This window comes from Marivita sp. (genome assembly GCF_051859345.1).
Taxonomy (GTDB): Bacteria; Pseudomonadota; Alphaproteobacteria; order Rhodobacterales; family Rhodobacteraceae; genus Marivita.
The window spans coordinates 240,504-259,477 of sequence record NZ_JBHYFV010000001.1; the positions used below are offsets into that span (position 1 = coordinate 240,504).

Below are 18,974 nucleotides of genomic sequence, written 5' to 3' on the forward strand. Positions count from 1 at the left end.
GCTGAATTGAGCCAATTGATATGAAAGATACCTGATATTGATTGGATCAATGCCCGTGGATATCGACCACAAATTTGCCTTTCAGCTGGACTGGAACCTGTTGCGCACCTTCCTTGTGATCGCCGAAGAGCAAAGCATCACCCGCGCCGCGCACCGGTTGTTGCGGGGTCAACCAGCAGTCACGCAGGCGCTTCAGCGGCTTGAGGCAGAGTTGGGCTGCAAACTGGCTGAACGCGGCAAAGGGGCGTTTCGTCTGACCGCTGCGGGCCGCAAATTGCAGGCCGAGGCGCGCAGATTGTTTGACGGGGTTGCGCAGTTGCCGGAAACCATCGGGCAATTGCAGAACGAACTGTCCGGTGATGTGCGACTGCTGGTCGCCACTTATGTCGTTACACCGTTACTGGATGATTTGCTTGCCGAATTCGCAAGGTCACATCCGAAAGTCCGCTTCAGCATTCGCGTCGAAACCAGCAGCGAAGTCATTCGCGATATCCGAGAAAGACAGGCAACCCTGGGCATCTGCCTCGTGAGCCGGGAATTTCCCGATCTGGAATACACCCATATGTACCGCGAATTCTTCGGCTTCTTCTGCGGCCGGACACATCCGCTTTTCGGGCGCGACAACCTGAAGATGGACGACCTGCGCCCCTACCCATCCGTCGCTTTTGACACCGAGGAAATCGACAACGCCCTGCAACAAATCGTCATGCTGCGCAGCGCCTGGGGGCTGACACGCGTAGTCGCCGGTCGATCTTCGCAGTTGGAAGAAGTCCGCCGCATGGTCATGTGCGGAATGGGGATCGGCGCATTCCCGATCCATGTGGTGCAGGACAGCGTCGAACGTGGATTGCTTTGGCGTCTGCCACCCTACGAAGATCCGCCCGAGGTTGATATCTTTCTGACCGTCAATCCACGCAAACACATGAACCGGGCTGAAACCCAATTCCTCGCAGATCTGACGCGCGCAATACGTCATACACCCTTGGAGGAACGCACCTATCGCGGATAGCTCGGCTCGTGTCGGCACCCCAATAGAGACACGCGTCACCCAAGATCGAACACCCGCCCAATCCGGTTGATCCGCCGCGAAAACCCACCAAGCTGCCCAAGGTGCCAGGCCAGCACCTGATTGCTCGACAGAACCGGGATATCAAGCTCTGCTTCGCAATCTTCGATCACGTCAAGCGCGCGCAGGTTGGTGCAGGACATGAAGACAGCCCCGCAGGTGCCGTTGCGCCCGACATGAATGACCGCGTCCCGCACCGACTCCTTTGAGATGCGGACAACGCGCTCTTCCAGGGGTTCATCAAAGCTCCCGAACGAGGCCACGGTCACACCTGCCGCATCCAGCCCTTGAATGAGGCGGTCACTGACCGACGCGACATAAGGGCTGACAAGACCAATCTGCGTGATCCCGGCCGTTTTGCAAACCGCGATCAACGCCGTCAGCGGGTCCGTCACATGCGGCGTTGCCACACCCTTTTGGATCAGCTCTGCAACCCGCGCCGGGCCAATCGTGGCGCTGGCAGATGTGCAGGCGTAGCCCACAGCGGCACAGTGCGCCCCACGAGGAAGCAAGGCGGCAGAGGCCGTCAGATTGTCCTCCATCGCGCGCAGGCTTTCCAGTGTCACTGCTATTCCCGAAGGAACCCGCGACACCAGACTTTCCACATCCTGCGGCAGCAATGTCCGGAAATCCCGCTCGATCGTTTCATCGCTTTGCAGCGTGATCAACCCGATCTGGGTCGGGTGATCACTGGTTATGGAATAGGGCAAAGCCATCAGATCACCCGGATGTCAGGGGATTGCGGATGTGACAGGAACTCTGCGCCAGAGTCGCGGATCACGATGTTTTCCTCGTGGACTAGGATTTTGCCTGCTCCAACATCAACCGATGGTTCAAGCGTCAGAACCATTCCAGCCATCAGGACCGTGTGATCCTGTGGAATGATCGAGGGCCATTCGGTCAATTGCATTCCAAGACCATGCCCCAGCCGCCCGGCCTCCATGATTGTGCCGGACGGGTTCACCACGACGTTCATCGCATGAAACAGATCGGCAATCGTCGCACCGGGCCTTGCCATCTCTGCCGCCGTTTGCGTGGCCTCAACCAAACGGGAATGGCCGGTTTTCACGGTCTCAGTTGGCGGTCCAACACTGAAGTTGCGGTCAAAATCGCAGAAATACCCATCCCAGACCAACCCGGTGTCCAGCATCAGCACATCACCCTGCGCAAGCGGCGCGTCCGTGGCGGGTGAGATCACGTCCGCATAGCCCGAGTGATCCGCAGCCCCTGCGAGGTACGGCACCCAATCCGCCCCCTCTTCGAGGCAAAGCATCTGGAACCTGCGAAACACATGCGACAGCGGCATCCCGGCTCCGATACCTTGCGGCACCCGGTCAAAGGCACGGGTCGCAATGGCAGCGGCATGGCGAATTTTTTCGATCTCGGCCTCTGATTTAACCAGTCGCATCTGACGAGTGATGGCGGCATCGCTGACCAGCCGTCGCGGTGAAAGACCTGTTTCCAACCGCCGCAGATCGGCCAGCGGCATGTGGACATGGCTTTCCATCTGATCGGCAATTCCGATTTGCCCAGCCTTTGGCGTGACCTCATGCAGCGCCTCGAGAAGCAGCCCGATCCCGTCATCCGTATAGTCAGGTGCAGCCCATGTCCGGATATCTGTAATCCAACTCTGCCCCATCAGATGCGCACCAATGGACGGGATGACCGCAATCGGATCGCCGGAAACCGGAACAATCACGAACCAGGGTCGCGTCGGGCTTTCCCAGAACCGCGTCAGGAAGCCGGTGTAGTACCGGATCTCGGGTTCGGTTGTCAGCAGCAACGCGGACAGGCCGTGTTTCACCATCAAGTTCTGCGCTGCCCTTGTGCGACCCCGGAATTCCGATGCGGGAAATCCACGGATGGGCGAAGTCATGAGGTTTGCTCGCTCAGGATCACCAACACCTGTGACTTGGCCGACAATCCCAACGCGTCCTGATGATCCCGCGCGGCAAGCAGCCCTGCAAATCCGGCTCCTCCTGACGGGGTGGTGGCATAACCCGCCTCCGCACAGGCCATGGCGCCCAAAGCGCCCTCCGTCTCGGTGATCAGCACAAAATCATCCGCATCCCGCGCCAATCCCTTCAGGGCAATCAAAGACGGCTCTTTGCAGTCCAACCGGCCCATTGAGGATTTCGGGCCATCGGTGACCTGAGATGTGCCCGACTTGATCGAAGCATAGAGCGCCGGGGCAAATTCGGGTTCGACCACGACGATGCGGGGCGTATTGCCCCAAGCCTGTCTGACATAGGCAGCGCAGGCCGCGGCAAGTCCCCCGACGCCTGCCTGCAAGAAGATGTGGCTGGGTGCCTCGGACATCTGCAGGACCGCCTCCTGCATAAGTACAAGATACCCCTCCATAAGAACATGCGGGCGATCAAAATATCCCGGCCAGGAACTGTCCGACAGCAGCGCCCAACCGTTGTCATCGGCTGCCTGCGCCGCACCGGCCATCGCCTCTTCATAGATTGCCCCATGACGTGTCACCAGGGCCCCGAATGCGCGAAGGCGGTCGGCGAAAGCCTCTGGCACTGTGTCAGCCAGATACACAACCGCATGGGCACCAAAGGCTTGCGCCCCGGCCGCGACTGACAACCCGTGATTGCCGGCGCTCGCGGTCACATATGTGCGCCCTTGCGCCGTTCCGGTCTCGGCATCCCGAGCAATCACATAAGCCGCGCCCAGCGCCTTGAAACTGCCCAGCCCCATCCGGTTGCGTTCGTCCTTGATGCAGACTTGGGCCACACCAGCGGCTTTGGCCAATTCCGGCACATCGGCCAGCGGGGTCACAGCGGCGGCAGGGCACCGCGCAAGCAAGTGCGCAGGCCGCTCCGCATTGTCGCTTGGCATCGGAACGTCGGCAAGAGCGGCCAGCACGGCTGCGGCTTGGCCTTGTGTTTTATGCAGAAGTTTCATGATTACATGATGGCAGTGTCCACGCGGTCCTGTCACCCCACAGCCGACACAAGCAACCCCGCCACCGACCCTTCTGTTTGCCCTGATCCAGAAACCTGTCTAGCGTTCGGGAAAACGACTGGAAGGCCTCAAGCCACATGACCCTCACAAACAGCACGGTGCGCGCCGCAGATCATCTTGTGGATCAATTGGTGACACAGGGGATCACCGCAGCCTTCGGCGTGCCGGGGGAAAGCTATCTTCCGGTGCTGGATGCGTTCTACGGTCGTGAAACCGACATCCGGTTTATCACCTGCCGTCAGGAAGGCGGCGCCGCGATGGCCGCTGATGCCTATGGCAAGTTGACTGGGCGTCCGGGCATCTGTTTTGCCACGCGAGGTCCCGGAGCGACAAATGCCAGCGCCGGGGTACACATTGCCTACCAGGATTCGACCCCGATGATCCTTTTTCTGGGTCAGGTGGCCCGCGACATGGTCGAACGCGAAGCGTTTCAGGAAATCGACTACCGTCGCATGTTCGGCCAGATGACCAAGTGGGTCGCCCAGATCGACGACGCCTCGCGACTTCAGGAATATGTCAGCCGCGCGTTCCGTACCGCACTGTCAGGGCGGCCTGGCCCGGTTGTGCTCGCGCTGCCAGAGGACATGCTGTATGACGAGATCATTCAGCCAAAACCCCCTGCCCGCATCGAAACGCCGCGATTTGCGCCGTCGCCCAATGCGATGGATACGCTAAGACATCGGATCGCGCAGGCTAAAAACCCGCTGGTCATGGCCGGAGGCGGCGGCTGGACGAAGCGAGGTATCGACGCATTGCAACGCTTTGCCGAAACGCAGGGTTTGCCAGTGTCCGTTTCGCTGCGCTGCCAAAGCCTGATCGACAACCGCCATCCGAATTACATCGGCCACTACGGTGTCGGCACGCCGCCTTACCTCAAGAAAATTATGGCCGAAACGGATCTATTGATCGCCATTGGCCCGCGTCTGGGGGAGATGACAACTGCGGGATATTCGATCCTGACGCCCCCGGTGCCAGACCAGTCGCTGGCGCATGTCTTTCCCGAACCGGAAGAGATCGGGCGTGTTTTTGAACCGGAAATCGCGCTGATCGCGGACACCGAGAGTTTCTGCACCGAAGTCGCATCCTGGGACGCAATTGCACCCAAGCAGTTTGCAAACCGCACACATGACCTTCACGAAACGTACAAAAGATTCAGTAACCCCGCCTCGGTGGAAGAAGACCCACTTGCCCCCTTTTTCGCCCATCTGGCCGAAACGCTTCCCGACGATGCAATTCTTTGCAACGGCGCGGGCAACTACGCGGGATGGCTGCACCGCTTCTATCGCTACCGCGCGCCGGGATCACAACTTGCGCCGACCTCGGGCTCCATGGGGTATGGTCTGCCGGCAGCGATCGGAGCCGCAATCTGTGCGCCCGAACGCGAGGTGTTCGCCATCGCCGGTGACGGCTGTTTCATGATGACCTGTCAGGAAATGGCGACAGCAGTGCATCATGATCTGAACCTGACGGTGATCATCATCGACAATGCCCGCTATGGCACGATCCGCGCGCATCAGGAACGCGAATACCCGGACCGCGTGTCGGGCACGGCCCTGACCAACCCGGATTTCTGCGATTTCGCCCGATCCTTCGGCGCGCATGCCGAAAAGGCTCCGGACTATGACAGCTTTGTCGCCGCCGTCTCGGCAGCCCGCAATCGCGGTGGTGTCAACCTGATCGAAGTGAAAGCCGATCCGTCGTTCCTGTCACCCGGCAAGCGCCTGGAATAAAGCCGCGCCACAGGCCTACAACATTGCATCAGGGTCACGGAACCCTCACTTCGGCTCGTCATCGAAGGGCGCAACGCTATCTTCAGACTGAGCCACTACAAGAAAGAGAGCCGCGTGACCAAAGCAAGTGACCTGTTTGTGCAATGCCTCGAAGCGGAAGGCGTCAAGCGCATCTTCGGCGTTCCTGGTGAAGAAAACGCCGACATGATGATGTCGTTGCAGCAATCTTCCATCGAGTTTGTGCTCTGTCGTCACGAACAGGGTGCCGCGTTCATGGCGGCTGTGCATGGGCGCTTGACCGGCACGGTCGGCGTCTGCCTTGGAACCCTTGGGCCCGGTGCAACCAACCTGATGACGGGTGTGGCCGATGGCAACATGGACCGCGCGCCGCTTCTGGTGATCACCGGTCAGGCGGCCACCACCCGCCAGCACAAGGAAAGTCATCAGGTGATGGATGTGGTGAGCATGTTCAAATCTGTGACCAAGTGGTCGCAGGCGATCTTGTCGCCCGATGCTATCCCCGAAGTGGTGCGCAAGGCGGTCAAACTGGCCGAGGCGGAAAAGCCGGGCGCGGTGCATATCGAACTGGCCGAGGATATCGCAAAACATGAAACCGACGCGCGCCCCCTGAAGGTGAACACCGTCCGCCGCCCCGCACCTGACACCAAGGCGCTGGATCAGGCATGGGATTTGATCGCGGCGGCCAAGCGCCCATTGATCATCGCAGGCAACGGCACGATCCGCACCCGCGCCAGTGCCGCGCTCAGGGCATTCTGCGACACGACGGGCATCGGTGCCTTGATGACGTTCATGGCCAAAGGTGCGCTTGATCTGGATGATCCGCGATGCCTGTTCACCATTGGCATGGGGCAACGCGACTTTCCAATGACGATGGTCGAGGAATCCGATCTTATCATCACCATGGGATACGATATGGTGGAATACCCACCCAGCAGCTGGAACGCGAAGGGCGACACCAAGATCGTCCACATCGACTTTCTTCCCGCCGAGGTGGACAACAATTACAGTCCGGACGTTGAGATTGTCGGAGATCTTGCCGGGGCGATCTCGGCGCTGGAAAAGCGGGCCAAGCGCGCGTCCCTGACATATGATTTCTCTGCACAGGTGGCGCTGCGCACAACAATGCAGAAGGAATTCGCCGCCCACGCAGACGAGACTGGCGAAGGCCCGATCACGCCGCAAAAAGCCATCGCAGATGTGCGTGCCTGCCTTGGACCCAACGATATCCTGCTCTGCGGTGTCGGCGCGCACAAGATGTGGGTCGCGCGGCAATTCCAATGTCATGAACCCGGCACCTGCATCATCTCGAACGGGTTCTGTTCGATGGGGATGCCCCTGCCCGGCGCGATCAGCGCGGCGATCAGTTGTCCTGACCGCAAGGTTCTGGGGCTTGTCGGAGATGCGGATTTCCTGATGAACCTGCAGGAAATGGAAACCGCGCGGCGGCTGAATTCCGACATCACGATGCTGGTTTGGGAAGACAACGCCTACGGTCTGATCGCCTGGAAGCAAGAGCAGGAATTCGGCCACCATACGGACTTGTCCTTTGGCAATCCCGACTGGATGGGACTGGCCAAGAGCTTTGGCTGGCACGGGAGCACCTGCACCCGCCCCGAGGACCTGCAAACCCAACTGGCGCAAGCGTTGAACACGGACGGTCCCTCGCTGGTCGTGATTCCGGTGGATTACCGCGAAAACATGAAGTTGACGGAACGTCTGGGGACGCTGACGGTTAGCCTCTGATCATCAGGGCAGGGTGTAGGACCAAACGCAAGGTCGAACTCGATGACCTTCTTTCCAGCCTCATGGATCGCACGCCCGGATCACAGGAAAGCGGTGGCGAACAGCAAGAGACTGGTTGCCACGCCCATCACCGGGACAAACATCGGGACGTGATAATGCGCCCCGAAGGACGGTCCACGCAGCTTGAGCCGGATCAGCGCGATATTCACCAGAACAAAGACAGACAGCACGATCTGCGACGTGCGTTCAGCCAAGGCATCAATCGGAAAGGTCAGCGCCAGCAGCAGGATCGCAGCGACAACCGCACATGTCGCAACATCCGGAGTCCGGGTCGTCGCCGAAACATGGGACAGCAGTCCGGGCAGATGTCCGCGATCCGCCAAGCCGTAGATCACCCGCGAGGCCATGATCATCTGGATCAGCACACCGTTCACCGTGGCAACGATGGCAATCACGCCAAACGCCTGTCGCACGCCCTCTGGGGCGGTTTGAAACACCAGCGATAACGGCGCTGCCGAGGCGGAAAGCGTACCAAGCGGCACCGCAACCAGAACGGCGGTTGTTGTCCCGATATAGAGCAAAGTCGCCAGAACCAGCGTCCAGATGATGGCTTTTGGCATTGTGTGCAGGGGGTCTTTGACCTCTTCCGCGACATTGGCCATGTCTTCGAATCCGACAAAGGCGAAGAAGGCCAGCAACGACGCTGCGCCGATCCCGGCCCAATGCCCACCCGTCAGGGGTGGCACGATGTCGATCAGCGCAACACCCGCGGGCTCGGCAATCGCAAAACCCCAGACCATGACAAAGATCAGGCCGGACACCTCGATCACGGTGATGATGGCCGCGACGGTGACGGATTGTGTGATGCCCCACAGCGCAATCATCCCCATCGCGACAACCACACCGACTGTCAGGAATGTCTGCGACGCTCCGGTCAACTCGTGCAAATAAGACGCCGCTCCAAGCGATACCGCTGCCGCCGAAACTAGTCCCGAAAGTGCAACTGCCAGACCAACAACGGTGGCGAGCGTTCCAGACGAAAACCCAGCCTCGACATAGGCGGCCTCTCCGGCGCTGACCGGATAACGAGTTGACAGTTCGGCGTAGGAAAAGGCGGTGAAGGCAACCACAATCGCGGCAATGGCAAAAGACACCGGTGCATAGGCCCCGGCCGCAGCCGCAGTCGCGCCGACCAGCACATAAATCCCCGCACCCACGGTTACACCCAGACCGTAAAGCGTCAACAAGGGCACATTCAAGGAACGGCGCAGCTTGTCGGGGTGATCTGTCACGATGGAACTGCCTCTTTCACGGATGCGACAGCCTTTTGAATGCTGGAGATCCTATCCAACGCTAGAGGGAATTCGGCCCGTCGAACATGACGTGAGTCAACCGCCCGGAACAAAACTGCTGGGTTAGAGCGCGTTTTGCATCCAGCTTGCGAACTCTGCGAAAACCTGATCCGACGCACCGCTGAAGGCCTCGATCACTGCGGATGTGTCGGTTGAGGGCGAGGGCATGCTGGCGGCAAAGGTCCGGCTGGCAACGATGCGCGCGTCCTGTTCCCGTACAAGCCGCACCAGCAGCGTGACCTGCACCGTCGCCGTATCGCCATCCGGGTTCACTTCGGCCTGAAAATCGACAACTTCCGTCACCAGCGCAAAGTCTCCGCTGACTCCCAACGGAGTCCGGCCCACATAGCGCACCGCCCCCGTCGCCTCGATCGAGCGCAGCATAAGCGTCTGCACCATCACCGGTGTGGGTTCGCTCCAGCGGACATCCGGCAGGTATTGCGCCTGTAGCGCGTTGGGACGGATCATGATTCGGTCCGTGGACAGCGCACCGCTTGTTGTCGGCAATTCGACGATCACATCCCGCGCGACCATTCTGCGCGACGGCGATGGCATATCGGGCGCACGAAGTTCGTACACGTCCAGTGGCGTGGCCGCATTGCTGACTGCCGAAATCGCAGCACAGCCCGACAGAAGGGCAAGGGCAAAAAGCGCAACTGCCTGGCGAAAAAAGGGCAAGCGGGTCATCGTCTGAACTCCGGCGTTTCGCGGTCAAGGAAGAACCGCGTTGGATCACGCTGGATCTGTTCCGTCAACCGATCCAGATTGGCAATCAGCGTTCGGCTTTCCTGTGCCAGCCGGGAATAGAGCGGCAATGCAGTTGTCGTGAATTCGCGAATCGACGGTGACGCTGCATCGGTCAGGTTGCGCAGTTCCGCAAAGGTCCGGGACGCTGCCTGGCTTGCGGTTCGCAGATCCGCCGACATTCCGGGCAAATCCTCCGACACCTGACCAATCGCACCGTTCAAACTGTCCAGCGTGGTCTCAAGCCCGGCTATGATCCCCGACAGGTCTTCGTTGATCACGCGGTCCGCTCCGGTAAAGGCGCTTTCGGCAGCACTCAGCGCGCGGTCACCTGTCTCTAACGCACCGTTGATGGCTGCCAGCGTGGTATTCGCATTGGCAAAGGACACGCGCGCATCTTCGAGAGTCAGCCGCACAGTTTCCAGCACGTCCTCGGTCGATCGGCTGGACGCCGTGAGATTGCCGCCGACTTCGGTCGCCACGGTACGAAAGGTGTCTGCCGTCTGACGAATATCAGCGAAGATTTTTGGCAGATCGTCATTGGCAATCGTTGCCACAGAGGCGATGGCACGATCTGCCTCGGCCACCATCGCGCGGGTCTCCGACAAAAGCGGTGCACCTTCTTCGCGCACCAGGGTATCAACAGTACCAGCCGCTTCGCCTACCAGAACGGCAGTCCCGTCCAGCCGGGCAATCAGGGCGTCGGTTGCTTCAAGCGTCGCTTGCGCCTCTTCCAGTCGGGCGGTTGCGGTTTCACCTGTTTTGTTCAGCGTGACCATCAGGGCGCGTGCATCCGCGCCAAGGGTAGCCATCTCCTGTTGCAACGCAGTGGCGGCTGCACGCAGCTCTGCTGTTGTCTGGCTCAGATCCGTTGACACATAGTCTTCCGTCCTCGCAATCGCCGATTGTGCGTTGTTCAGCGTTTCCACACCTGTCTGAAGCACACCTTTGCCCTGCTCCGAGAGTTCACCAATCGACGTCAGGGTCGTGTCGGCGGTTTGCAAGACTTCGGTCAGATCACCAGTCAACGTGTTGAGCGTTTCGTTGAACAGGTTGATCTGCTCGGCAAAGTCATTGACCGTGGTGCTGATCGACGAAAACCCGTCCAGAGTGTTGGCGAATTCGGCGGATGCCGTTTCAACATTTGCCAGAATGCTGGTAATGCGATCCCTGTTTTCGGCTCCCAGCAAATCCGCCACATCCGCGACAAGGGTCAGAGTTTCCTCAAGAAGCCGGGGGGCATCTTCGGAAAGGCTTTGCAATGTGGAGCGTCCGGCGGTGATTTCCGGCACCGGGGCGTCTTCGGTTGGTTCCAGCAAATCGGCCTGTGGTGTTCCGGGTCCAATGCCCACAAAAGACACACCTGTGACGCCCTGTGCCTCGATGGTGGCGATACTGTCGGTGCGCACAGGTGTGGCCGCGTCCACCTCGATACGGACTAGGATGGTACCGTCCTGATCGGGCGACAGCCTTACATCGACCACCTGCCCCACAGGCAAGCCGCTGAACCGCACGTCAGAGGCGTTGCCCAGACCCGAGACAGACGAAAAGCGAATGTCGTAATAGTCGAACTGTCGATCCAGTTCGACCTGTGCAAACCACAGGAAGAACCCAAGGATGCCCAGCAGCCCGGCAAGAGTGAACGCTCCGATAAGGACAAAATTCGCCTTGGTTTCCAAGTCAGTCGCCTTTCTGAGCGCTATTGCCCGTTCCCTCGGACGCGGCAGCGCGGGCGCGGGGTCCGTGGAAATACTCGTGCACCCAAGGGTGATCAACCTCCAGCATATCCTTCATCGTGCCAGTCACCAGTACCTTTCGTTCCGCCAGCACCGCGATGCGATCACAGGTCGCGTGCAACGTATCAAGATCATGCGTCACCAGAAATACCGTGAGCCCGAGAGAATGGCTCAGCCCGCGGATCAGTTGATCAAAGGCCGCGGCGCCGATCGGGTCCAGACCCGCGGTCGGCTCATCCAGAAAGACAATGTCGGGATCCAGCGCCAGCGCCCGCGCCAGACCCGCCCGCTTGCGCATGCCGCCGGACAGTTCCGAGGGGTATTTGTCACCCGCCAGATATTGCAGCCCCACCATCGAAATCTTCAGGTCGGCCAGCTTGCTGCGGATCTCCGGGTCCAGACCGTCGACCCCGCGCATCGGCACCTCGACATTTTCACGCACGGTCAGCGATGAAAACAGCGCGCCGTCTTGAAACATCACACCCCAGCGGTTTTCCAGCGCCTGCCGCGTGTCCTCGTCCGCCGTGAGCACATCTGTGCCAAGCACATCGACCGTTCCCTCGGCCGGTTTCTGCAGCCCGGCAATGGTGCGCAGGAGAACTGATTTCCCGGTGCCGGATCCACCGACCACACCCAGGATTTCCCCACGATAGACATCAAGGTCCAGGTCCTCGTGGACCACCTGCGTGCCGAATTGATTGCGAATTCCGCGCAACCTGATCACCACCTCACGCCCGGTCATATGCCGATCCGTGCGAAGAAGATGGAAAAGACCGCATCGGCCACAATCACCGCGAAGATGGCTGTCACCACCGCGCTTGATGTCATCCGCCCCAGTGATTCCGCGTTGCTTTGGACCTGCATTCCGGCATGACAGCCCACCACTCCGATGATCAGGGCAAAGACCGGCGCCTTGACCAATCCCACGAAAACATGATCGACAGACGTGCCTTCGACCAACCGTGTCTGGAACATCGCAGGCGAAATCCCAAGGTCGATCCACGCCATCAAGGCACCTCCGAACAACCCGGCAACATTGGCGATCAGTCCCAGAATGGGCAGCATGATCAGCAATGCCAGAATGCGCGGCACAAACAGGTTCATTCCGGGGTCGAGCCCCAACGTGCGCATCGCATCAATCTCTTCGCGCATCTTCATCGACCCAATGGCCGCAGTGAAGGCCGACGCGGTTCGCCCCGCGACGATGATCGCGGTCAGAAGAATACCCAATTCGCGCAGGATAGAAATGGCGATCAGATCGACCACAAACACTTCTGCCCCGAACTGCCGCAACTGGGTGGACCCCTGAAAGGCAAGCACCACCCCGATCAGGAACGCCATCAGCGCCACGATGGGCACGGCCCGAAGCCCCACTTCCTCGCAGTGATGCACAAGCGAGGTCATGCGGAATTCACTTGGATGGCACAGTGCGCGCGCCAGGCGGTGCAGGAAAATTCCCAGATATCCGGTCAGCGCCCGCAGGAACATGAGTCCGGAAAACACATTGTGACCAAACCGGTCCAGCCATGCTGCAAAGGACATCTTGTGTGCGGACGGCGGCTCTGGTTCAGGCAATGCGCGCGCGACACTGTCCAACAGACTCGCGGCTTTGTCGCTGACACCGACAAACTGAAGCGGCTGATCCGATTGGGCGAAACGGTTCTTGAGGGTGATCAGCGACCATGCACCCGCCGTATCCAAACGCGTCAGTGACGACAGGTCGATCTGCGCCACGTCTCCGGGTTTCAGCGCCTCCAGCGCGGTTTGTGCGCGTGTCACGGTGTAGATCGTCAACATCCCGGACAACTGCGCCTCGTCCGCAGATGGGCCTTGTTGAAGCGAAAAATGCGATGCGGTCTCCCTAGTCATGTCGGCAGTCTTTTGCACCAATTGCGCGTGCGTCCTATAAGCTTCGGGAATGAGTCCATGTCGCCAAGCTAACCCGTCGCGGTGACACGCGGAAGCGGTGATCTTGTCTCGGCATTTGCCCCCGAAACGCGCACAGAGTGAACAAAAACAACATGCATTTGCGCGATGCTGCACATGCAGAAAACGCCGGAATTTCCTTTCCCCTCAAGTGCCGCAGGTGCGAAACTCAGGTTTCGGTATACCGTGGTATTCCCATAAGTATCTAAAATCATTTGATTTTTTCAATATCTCGGGATAGTTGAAATGCAATCTTGGGGGAGAAAGATCATGGACATGTTGAATCTTGATGCGTGGACCGGCCGTGTTACCCAGGATGCCGGGTGCATCACCCCAGAGCTCGCAAGACAGGTCCATGCAACTGTCGGGTCTGGCAAAATACCCGTCCATGGCGATCCGCTTCCCCCCCTGTGGCACTGGTGCGCTTTCCCGCTGTCCACTCCGAACGACAAACTTGGGAAAGACGGACATCCCCGTGAAACCGATCTTTTGCCCCCAGTCCGTCTGGACCGTCGCATGTGGGCTGGAGGGGCGCTCAAATTCCATGGCCCGGCCTTGTGTATCGGGGATCCGCTTGAACGGCGGTCTTCGATCCGGGCAGTGACCGAGAAGACCGGCGCGGCGGGGCCGATGGTGTTTGTGACGGTGGATCAGGCAATCTACGGCCCCGCCGGCCTTGCCATCGAAGAGCGGCAGGACATCGTATATCTGGAGATTCCGGAGACGTTCACTCCGCCGAAGAAGAAGGCGCTTCCTGCAGATGTTGTCGAACGGATCGACACAAACGAAGCGTTGCTGTTCCGGTATTCCGCCATCACCTTCAACGCGCACCGCATCCATTATGATCTGCCCTACACACAGCAGGTCGAGAAATATCCCGGCCTGGTTGTACATGGCCCCTTGCAAGCCACCTTCCTGATGCGCGCCGCCCTCCGTGAGCGGGGCAGCACACCCAAATATTTTGATTTCAGAGGCGTGCATCCGATGTTCGCCGGTGCGCCTTGCGACATCGCGATGGAGGCCGAAGACGCCGTGCTGAGCCTGTGGTCCGGGCAAAATGGCCATCAGTGTATGCAGGCCACCGCCATCTGGGAAGACGCCCAATGAGCGTGCTCAAAGGAATGCGCGTTGTCGAAGGGTCTGCCTTTGTCGCTGTTCCGCTGGCGGGAATGACGCTGGCGCAAATGGGGGCCGAGGTGATCCGCTTTGATCGGCTTGGTGGCGGTCTGGATGCCGGTCGCTGGCCATTGGCCCCAAATGGTGAAAGCCTGTTCTGGGCGGGGATGAACAAGGGCAAGAAATCCATTGCCGTCGATATGAAATCGCCCGAGGGACGCGAGTTGATCACCCGGATCATCACCGCGCCGGCCGACGATGCGGGGCTTTTCCTGACCAATCTGCGCGTGCGTGGCTGGATGGATTACGACACCCTTTGCAAAGACCGGGACGACCTGATCATGGTCACACTGACCGGTGATCGCCACGGACGTCCGCAGGTGGACTATACCGTGAACCCTGCCCTTGGCATTCCACATATGACCGGCCCGGCAGACAGCGACGCGCCGGTGGCACATGCCCTGCCCGCCTGGGATCTGATCGCGGGCAACATGTGTGTCTCTGCGCTTTTGGCCGCAGAACGGCACCGACTGCGCGGACATGGCGGGCAAGAGGTGGAAATCGCGCTCAAGGATGTGGCCGCCGCCACGCTTGGGCATTTGGGGATGATCGGAGATGTCGCTTTGAACGCGCAGGACCGGGGCAAGTCGGGGAATGCACTGTATGGCGCGTATGGACAGGATTTTGTCTGTGCCGATGGACGCCGCGTAATGGTGATCGGCCTGACCGACCGCCAATGGCGCGGCATCTGCAAGGTGACGGGAACCACCGAAGCGATGGCGTCGCTGGAACAGCGCATTGGCGTATCCCTTGCTGACGAAGGCAACCGCTGGCGGTTTCGTGATGATATCACCGCCGTCCTGAAGCCATGGTTCGATCAGCGTCGTGTCCCTGACTTCGATACCGCCTTCAACGAGGCCGGGCTGACCTGGTCGGAATTCCGCACCGTCCGCGAGGCTGTCGAGACTGACGCGGACCTCAGCCCGGACAACCCGATGTTTGCCGACGTGATGCAACCCGGCATCGGCCAATTCCCGGTCCCCGCGCACCCTGCCGCCTTCAGCGCGTCGGGACGTGTCGCGGCACAACCCGCCCCGAGGCTGGGCCAACATACCGAAGAAATCCTGACAGAGATCGCGGGCTGCTCGGGCACCGAAATCGCCAGGCTTTTTGATACGGGTGTGGTCCAGTCCCCGAGATTCGCAAAACCCCGCAGCGCGGCTTGACCGCCGCGCGTTACTTGCGCGCGTATCGCGCTTCCTGCTCGTAATAGGCACCAAACCCGATCCGGTCGCGCAACTCGGCAAAATCCATGAGCTGTCCGGTGTGGTCCTTGCCCGCCTTCAAAGCAGCCAATGTCGTGACCATCGCCTGCATCGCAGCCGAGAGCGTGGCCAAGGGATAGGACGCAACCTTGAACCCCAACGCCTCGAGTTCCGCGGGCGGCAGGATCGGCGTCTGCCCGCCTTCCAGCATATTGGCAACTTTAGCGCCCGGCACCTCTGTGCAGATTGTGCGCATTTCTTCCTGGCTCAGCGGTTCCTCGACAAAGATCATCTCTGCCCCCAACTCTGCAAACACCTGTGCGCGCTGGATCGCTTCGGCCAACCCGTGGGTGCGCCGCGCATCGGTGCGCGCCTTGATGACGATATCGGAACGCCCGCGCGCCTCGACCGCCGCGCGAATACGGTCAAACGCTTCTTCGCGATCCACAACAGACTTGCCCTGCGTATGCCCGCAGCGTTTGGGGGCGACCTGATCCTCGATCATCACGCCGGCACAGCCTGCCCGCGCAAAACCTTCGACGGTGCGCATCACGTTCATCGCATTGCCATAACCTGTGTCACCGTCGACCATCATGGGAATATCGACCGCTTCCAGCACATTGCGCGCCTGATCGCGCACTTCGCCAAAGCTCATGAGCCCCAGGTCAGGCGCGCCGATGCGGCTGGCAGAGGCGGCGAATCCCGACAGGAACGTCACCTCGAACCCAGCCTGCTGGATCAGCCGTGCCGAAAGTGCATCATAGCAGCAGGGCATCATGACAAGGCCGGGACGTGCCAACAAGCCACGCAAGGCCTCGGCGGCGGGGTTGGGGTATGGATCAGTCATCAGCAGCCTCGGAATAAGGAGGAAGGGATTTCCAGCGCGGGACATCGCGTGCCATCTTGTCAAGCAATCGGATCAACGTCGCCCGCTCTTGCGTATCAAGGCTTGCCGTCATCTCGGCTTCTGCCTCAACGAAGAGGGTCATCGCGCACTCATAGGCCGCACGCCCTGCAGGTGTCAGGGTCAAAAGACTGCGGCGCGCATCTTCGGGGTCGGGTTTGCGGGCAACAAAGCCCTTGTCCAAAAGAAGGGAAACGCCTCGACTGACGGAATTTGAAGGTTGTTCCGTGATCTCGCAAATGTCCCGCGCATTCAACCCGTCCCGGAATGCCAGACAAACCAGCACCGTCCATTCAGGCCGCACCAAACCCTGATCACGCTCAATTCGCCGCAACAGGGGTTCGCGGAAGAAAACGGTCAGAAAGGCCATACGATAGCCAATTGGCAATGGCGTACCATCCAGAATGTCGATCAGTTTCATGGTTTCTCCAAGTCTCAGAATATTAGTTCCATATGGAGCGAAATATTGCTAGGCTTAATTCACGAGCGGCCTTCAGAGCCGCCACGACGGGAGGAAATGATGGCCGAACAGGCCTATTCACAGCTTGCACGTCTGGAACGCCTTGCGCTGAACGGGTTTGCCGTGCTGGTGATCGTTCTGATGTTGTCCATCACGCTACAGGTCTTTGCCAACCTGTTTGACATCAATCCTCTCGTGACATTCTCGCAAGCGGTGTTCTGGCTCGGCAAGGCGGTGACTCTGAATTCCCTGCTCGACCTGCAATGGCACTTGCTCGCGATCATTGCGCTGTTGCCAGCGGGGCTTGTCTGGCTGCGCGACAAACATGTGCGCGTCGATTTCCTGTACGACCGATATTCAACCCGTGTCCGCCAACGGGTCGACCTCGCAGGTAATCTGATCTTTGCAGCGCCGTTCTTTGTCATGGCCATTCCGGGGGCCTATCGGTTCTGGGAACGGTCCTGGCGGTCGGGAGAAGGTTCGGCCAGTGGCGGGCTGAACGATCTGTGGTTGATCAAGCTTGTGCTGCCTTTGGGATTGTCCCTGCTGGCCCTGGCGGCAGTGATTGAAACCATTCGGCTGATCCGTTTGCTGGTGCGCAAATGAGCGATATCATCTTGCCGCTGGCCATGGCCGTCTTGACCTTGGGCGGCATCCTCGCGGGATACCGCGTGGCGTTCGTTCTGGCCGGTACGTCGGCGATCTTCATCCTGTTATCCGGCCTTCCCACCGCGTTCTTCAATCTGATCGTCAGTCGCATCTACGCCAATGTTCTGACCAACTGGCTGCTGGTGGCGATCCCGATGTTCATCTTCATGGGGCTGATCCTCGAGAAATCCGGCGTGGCCGAACGGGCGCTGAAAGGGGCGCAGCGCGCCCTGGGAGGCACAGCGGCAGGCATGGGTGTCGCAGTTCTGGTCATTGGCGTGTTGCTGGCGGCCTCCTCTGGCGTGGTGGGGGCCAGCGTGGTCCTGTTGGCGCTGCTGGCTCTGCCCCGAATGACCGAAGTGGGCTATGACAAACCCACCTCTGCCGGGCTGATCGCGGCAAGTGGAACGCTGGCGATCCTGATCCCGCCTTCGGTGATGCTTATCATCCTTGGGGACCAGTTGCAGACGCCTGTACCGGACATGTTTGCAGGCGCCATCGGTCCGGGTCTTTTGTTGGTCGTCCTTTACGGCGTCTATATCATCTGGCGGGCGCGTGGCCTGCCGCGCGCGGCCAAAGGGCCGACGACCGGACTGCTGATCGGTCTCGGGCGCACGCTGGTCGATGTCGCGCCTTTGCTGCTGCTGGTGGTTTCGGTGCTTGGCTCGATCATCGCGGGTCTTGCCACACCTACCGAGGCAAGCGGTCTTGGCGCGTTTGGTGCGATCCTTGTCACCGTGCTTTATCGCAAATTCGACGCCGCAATCATCCTCGAGGCTGCACGCGACACCGTGCTGTCGACATCAATGGTGGCCATGGTGATTGTCGGGGCCACCTGTTTTTCCGCCGTGTTCAAAGGTGTGGGGGGCGACGCGATGATACGGGATGGGCTGGGTCTGTTCGGCGACAGCCCCTGGGTCGTTCTGATGGTGGTGATGGGTGCGATCTTCGTCCTTGGTTTCGTGCTGGACTGGCTCGAGATCACGCTGATCCTGATCCCGATCTTTGCCCCGATCATCGGAGGCTTGGACTTTGGAAACGGATTGTCCGGCCAGGCACTGTTGATCTGGTTCGGTATTCTTGTCGCTGTGAACCTGCAAACAAGCTTTCTGACACCGCCTTTCGGGTTTGCCCTGTTCTACCTGCGCGGAGCGGCGGGTGATCAGATCCAGACCACCGAAATTTACCGTGGCGTGATCCCGTTCATCGCGTTGCAATTGCTTGCCTTGGGACTGCTGATGGCTTTCCCATGGCTGATAACGGGCCTCGTATAGAGGTCAATTCTGG

Annotated in this window: 17 protein-coding genes; 7 read left to right on the forward strand and 10 right to left on the reverse strand. The window is 59.8% G+C overall.

Going from position 1 to position 18,974, the window contains the following annotated elements; all coding sequences use genetic code 11:
- Nucleotides 1-55: 55 nt before the first annotated feature.
- Nucleotides 56-1,009, forward strand: a complete 954-nt coding sequence (locus ACTIEN_RS01250) for a LysR family transcriptional regulator (protein WP_439521276.1) — start codon at nucleotides 56-58, stop codon at nucleotides 1,007-1,009.
- Nucleotides 1,010-1,044: 35 nt separating this feature from the next.
- On the opposite strand, the gene ACTIEN_RS01255 is transcribed toward ACTIEN_RS01250, so the two are convergent.
- The 3 genes from ACTIEN_RS01255 to ACTIEN_RS01265 are packed head-to-tail and all read right to left on the reverse strand — an operon-like array spanning nucleotide 1,045 to nucleotide 3,982.
- Nucleotides 1,045-1,782 carry a maleate cis-trans isomerase family protein gene (locus ACTIEN_RS01255; protein ID WP_439521277.1) on the reverse strand — a complete coding sequence of 246 codons (738 nt, stop codon included), beginning with the start codon at nucleotides 1,780-1,782 and terminating at the stop codon, nucleotides 1,045-1,047.
- Complete coding sequence (locus ACTIEN_RS01260; protein WP_439521278.1) at nucleotides 1,782-2,942, reverse strand: M24 family metallopeptidase; 1,161 nt, start codon at nucleotides 2,940-2,942, stop codon at nucleotides 1,782-1,784. The genes ACTIEN_RS01255 and ACTIEN_RS01260 overlap by 1 nt, the downstream gene beginning before the upstream one ends.
- A complete protein-coding gene (locus ACTIEN_RS01265; protein WP_439521279.1) occupies nucleotides 2,939-3,982 on the reverse strand; it encodes a pyridoxal-phosphate dependent enzyme in 1,044 nt (347 codons plus the stop codon). Before ACTIEN_RS01265 ends, ACTIEN_RS01260 begins: the two co-directional genes overlap by 4 nt.
- Nucleotides 3,983-4,119: 137 nt before the next feature.
- On the opposite strand from ACTIEN_RS01265, the gene ACTIEN_RS01270 reads away from it, so the two are divergent.
- Both ACTIEN_RS01270 and ACTIEN_RS01275 read left to right on the forward strand, forming a co-directional pair.
- Nucleotides 4,120-5,772 carry a thiamine pyrophosphate-dependent enzyme gene (locus ACTIEN_RS01270; protein ID WP_439521280.1) on the forward strand — a complete coding sequence of 551 codons (1,653 nt, stop codon included), beginning with the start codon at nucleotides 4,120-4,122 and terminating at the stop codon, nucleotides 5,770-5,772.
- Nucleotides 5,773-5,886: 114 nt separating this feature from the next.
- Nucleotides 5,887-7,536, forward strand: coding sequence for an acetolactate synthase large subunit (locus ACTIEN_RS01275; RefSeq protein WP_439521281.1), 1,650 nt, complete (start codon nucleotides 5,887-5,889; stop codon nucleotides 7,534-7,536).
- 80 nt (nucleotides 7,537-7,616) lie between these two features.
- Here ACTIEN_RS01275 and ACTIEN_RS01280 read toward each other — a convergent pair whose 3' ends face one another.
- From ACTIEN_RS01280 to ACTIEN_RS01300, 5 genes are all read right to left on the reverse strand, one after another.
- Nucleotides 7,617-8,828, reverse strand: coding sequence for an APC family permease (locus ACTIEN_RS01280; RefSeq protein WP_439521282.1), 1,212 nt, complete (start codon nucleotides 8,826-8,828; stop codon nucleotides 7,617-7,619).
- A 123-nt stretch (nucleotides 8,829-8,951) separates the two neighbouring features.
- Entirely contained in the window at nucleotides 8,952-9,575 is a 624-nt protein-coding gene (locus tag ACTIEN_RS01285) for an ABC-type transport auxiliary lipoprotein family protein (RefSeq protein ID WP_439521283.1), read from the reverse strand.
- On the reverse strand, nucleotides 9,572-11,311 hold the full coding sequence (locus ACTIEN_RS01290) for an MlaD family protein (RefSeq protein ID WP_439521284.1): 1,740 nt from the start codon (nucleotides 11,309-11,311) through the stop codon (nucleotides 9,572-9,574). The genes ACTIEN_RS01285 and ACTIEN_RS01290 overlap by 4 nt, the downstream gene beginning before the upstream one ends.
- A gap of 1 nt (nucleotide 11,312) precedes the next feature.
- Complete coding sequence (locus ACTIEN_RS01295) at nucleotides 11,313-12,110, reverse strand: ABC transporter ATP-binding protein (RefSeq protein WP_439521285.1); 798 nt, start codon at nucleotides 12,108-12,110, stop codon at nucleotides 11,313-11,315.
- Nucleotides 12,107-13,237: an ABC transporter permease gene (locus ACTIEN_RS01300; RefSeq protein WP_439521286.1), complete on the reverse strand. Its 1,131-nt coding sequence runs from the start codon at nucleotides 13,235-13,237 to the stop codon at nucleotides 12,107-12,109. Before ACTIEN_RS01300 ends, ACTIEN_RS01295 begins: the two co-directional genes overlap by 4 nt.
- A gap of 327 nt (nucleotides 13,238-13,564) precedes the next feature.
- Here ACTIEN_RS01300 and ACTIEN_RS01305 point away from each other — a divergent pair, with 327 nt between their 5' ends.
- Nucleotides 13,565-14,401 (forward strand): FAS1-like dehydratase domain-containing protein, encoded by an 837-nt coding sequence (locus ACTIEN_RS01305; protein WP_439521287.1) that lies wholly within the window; start codon nucleotides 13,565-13,567, stop codon nucleotides 14,399-14,401.
- Nucleotides 14,398-15,636 (forward strand): CoA transferase, encoded by a 1,239-nt coding sequence (locus ACTIEN_RS01310; RefSeq protein ID WP_439521288.1) that lies wholly within the window; start codon nucleotides 14,398-14,400, stop codon nucleotides 15,634-15,636. Before ACTIEN_RS01305 ends, ACTIEN_RS01310 begins: the two co-directional genes overlap by 4 nt.
- A 10-nt stretch (nucleotides 15,637-15,646) precedes the next feature.
- Here the strand turns inward: ACTIEN_RS01310 and ACTIEN_RS01315 are convergent, their stop codons facing one another.
- Together ACTIEN_RS01315 and ACTIEN_RS01320 are read right to left on the reverse strand one after the other, a co-directional pair.
- The gene (locus ACTIEN_RS01315; protein WP_439521289.1) at nucleotides 15,647-16,522 is read right to left on the reverse strand and encodes an isocitrate lyase/PEP mutase family protein; all 876 of its coding nucleotides are present in this window, start codon (nucleotides 16,520-16,522) and stop codon (nucleotides 15,647-15,649) included.
- Nucleotides 16,515-17,000, reverse strand: a complete 486-nt coding sequence (locus ACTIEN_RS01320) for a MarR family winged helix-turn-helix transcriptional regulator (protein ID WP_439521290.1) — start codon at nucleotides 16,998-17,000, stop codon at nucleotides 16,515-16,517. The genes ACTIEN_RS01315 and ACTIEN_RS01320 overlap by 8 nt, the downstream gene beginning before the upstream one ends.
- Nucleotides 17,001-17,099: 99 nt before the next feature.
- Between ACTIEN_RS01320 and ACTIEN_RS01325 the strand changes: the two genes are divergently transcribed.
- Nucleotides 17,100-17,645: a TRAP transporter small permease subunit gene (locus tag ACTIEN_RS01325; RefSeq protein ID WP_439521291.1), complete on the forward strand. Its 546-nt coding sequence runs from the start codon at nucleotides 17,100-17,102 to the stop codon at nucleotides 17,643-17,645.
- The gene (locus tag ACTIEN_RS01330; RefSeq protein ID WP_439521292.1) at nucleotides 17,642-18,961 is read left to right on the forward strand and encodes a TRAP transporter large permease; all 1,320 of its coding nucleotides are present in this window, start codon (nucleotides 17,642-17,644) and stop codon (nucleotides 18,959-18,961) included. The genes ACTIEN_RS01325 and ACTIEN_RS01330 overlap by 4 nt, the downstream gene beginning before the upstream one ends.
- Nucleotides 18,962-18,974 lie beyond the last annotated feature (13 nt).

Bases quoted from the DNA above. Each gene is read 5' to 3' on its own strand.
- ACTIEN_RS01270 (WP_439521280.1), top strand. From the start codon at position 4,120: ATGACCCTCACAAACAGCACGGTGCGCGCCGCAGATCATCTTGTGGAT.
- ACTIEN_RS01310 (WP_439521288.1), top strand. From the start codon at position 14,398: ATGAGCGTGCTCAAAGGAATGCGCGTTGTCGAAGGGTCTGCCTTTGTC.
- ACTIEN_RS01315 (WP_439521289.1), bottom strand. From the start codon at position 16,522: ATGACTGATCCATACCCCAACCCCGCCGCCGAGGCCTTGCGTGGCTTG.
- ACTIEN_RS01285 (WP_439521283.1), bottom strand. From the start codon at position 9,575: ATGACCCGCTTGCCCTTTTTTCGCCAGGCAGTTGCGCTTTTTGCCCTT.
- ACTIEN_RS01260 (WP_439521278.1), bottom strand. From the start codon at position 2,942: ATGACTTCGCCCATCCGTGGATTTCCCGCATCGGAATTCCGGGGTCGC.
- ACTIEN_RS01305 (WP_439521287.1), top strand. From the start codon at position 13,565: ATGGACATGTTGAATCTTGATGCGTGGACCGGCCGTGTTACCCAGGAT.
- ACTIEN_RS01265 (WP_439521279.1), bottom strand. From the start codon at position 3,982: ATGAAACTTCTGCATAAAACACAAGGCCAAGCCGCAGCCGTGCTGGCC.
- ACTIEN_RS01325 (WP_439521291.1), top strand. From the start codon at position 17,100: ATGGCCGAACAGGCCTATTCACAGCTTGCACGTCTGGAACGCCTTGCG.
- ACTIEN_RS01300 (WP_439521286.1), bottom strand. From the start codon at position 13,237: ATGACTAGGGAGACCGCATCGCATTTTTCGCTTCAACAAGGCCCATCT.
- ACTIEN_RS01330 (WP_439521292.1), top strand. From the start codon at position 17,642: ATGAGCGATATCATCTTGCCGCTGGCCATGGCCGTCTTGACCTTGGGC.
- ACTIEN_RS01320 (WP_439521290.1), bottom strand. From the start codon at position 17,000: ATGAAACTGATCGACATTCTGGATGGTACGCCATTGCCAATTGGCTAT.
- ACTIEN_RS01295 (WP_439521285.1), bottom strand. From the start codon at position 12,110: ATGACCGGGCGTGAGGTGGTGATCAGGTTGCGCGGAATTCGCAATCAA.
- ACTIEN_RS01255 (WP_439521277.1), bottom strand. From the start codon at position 1,782: ATGGCTTTGCCCTATTCCATAACCAGTGATCACCCGACCCAGATCGGG.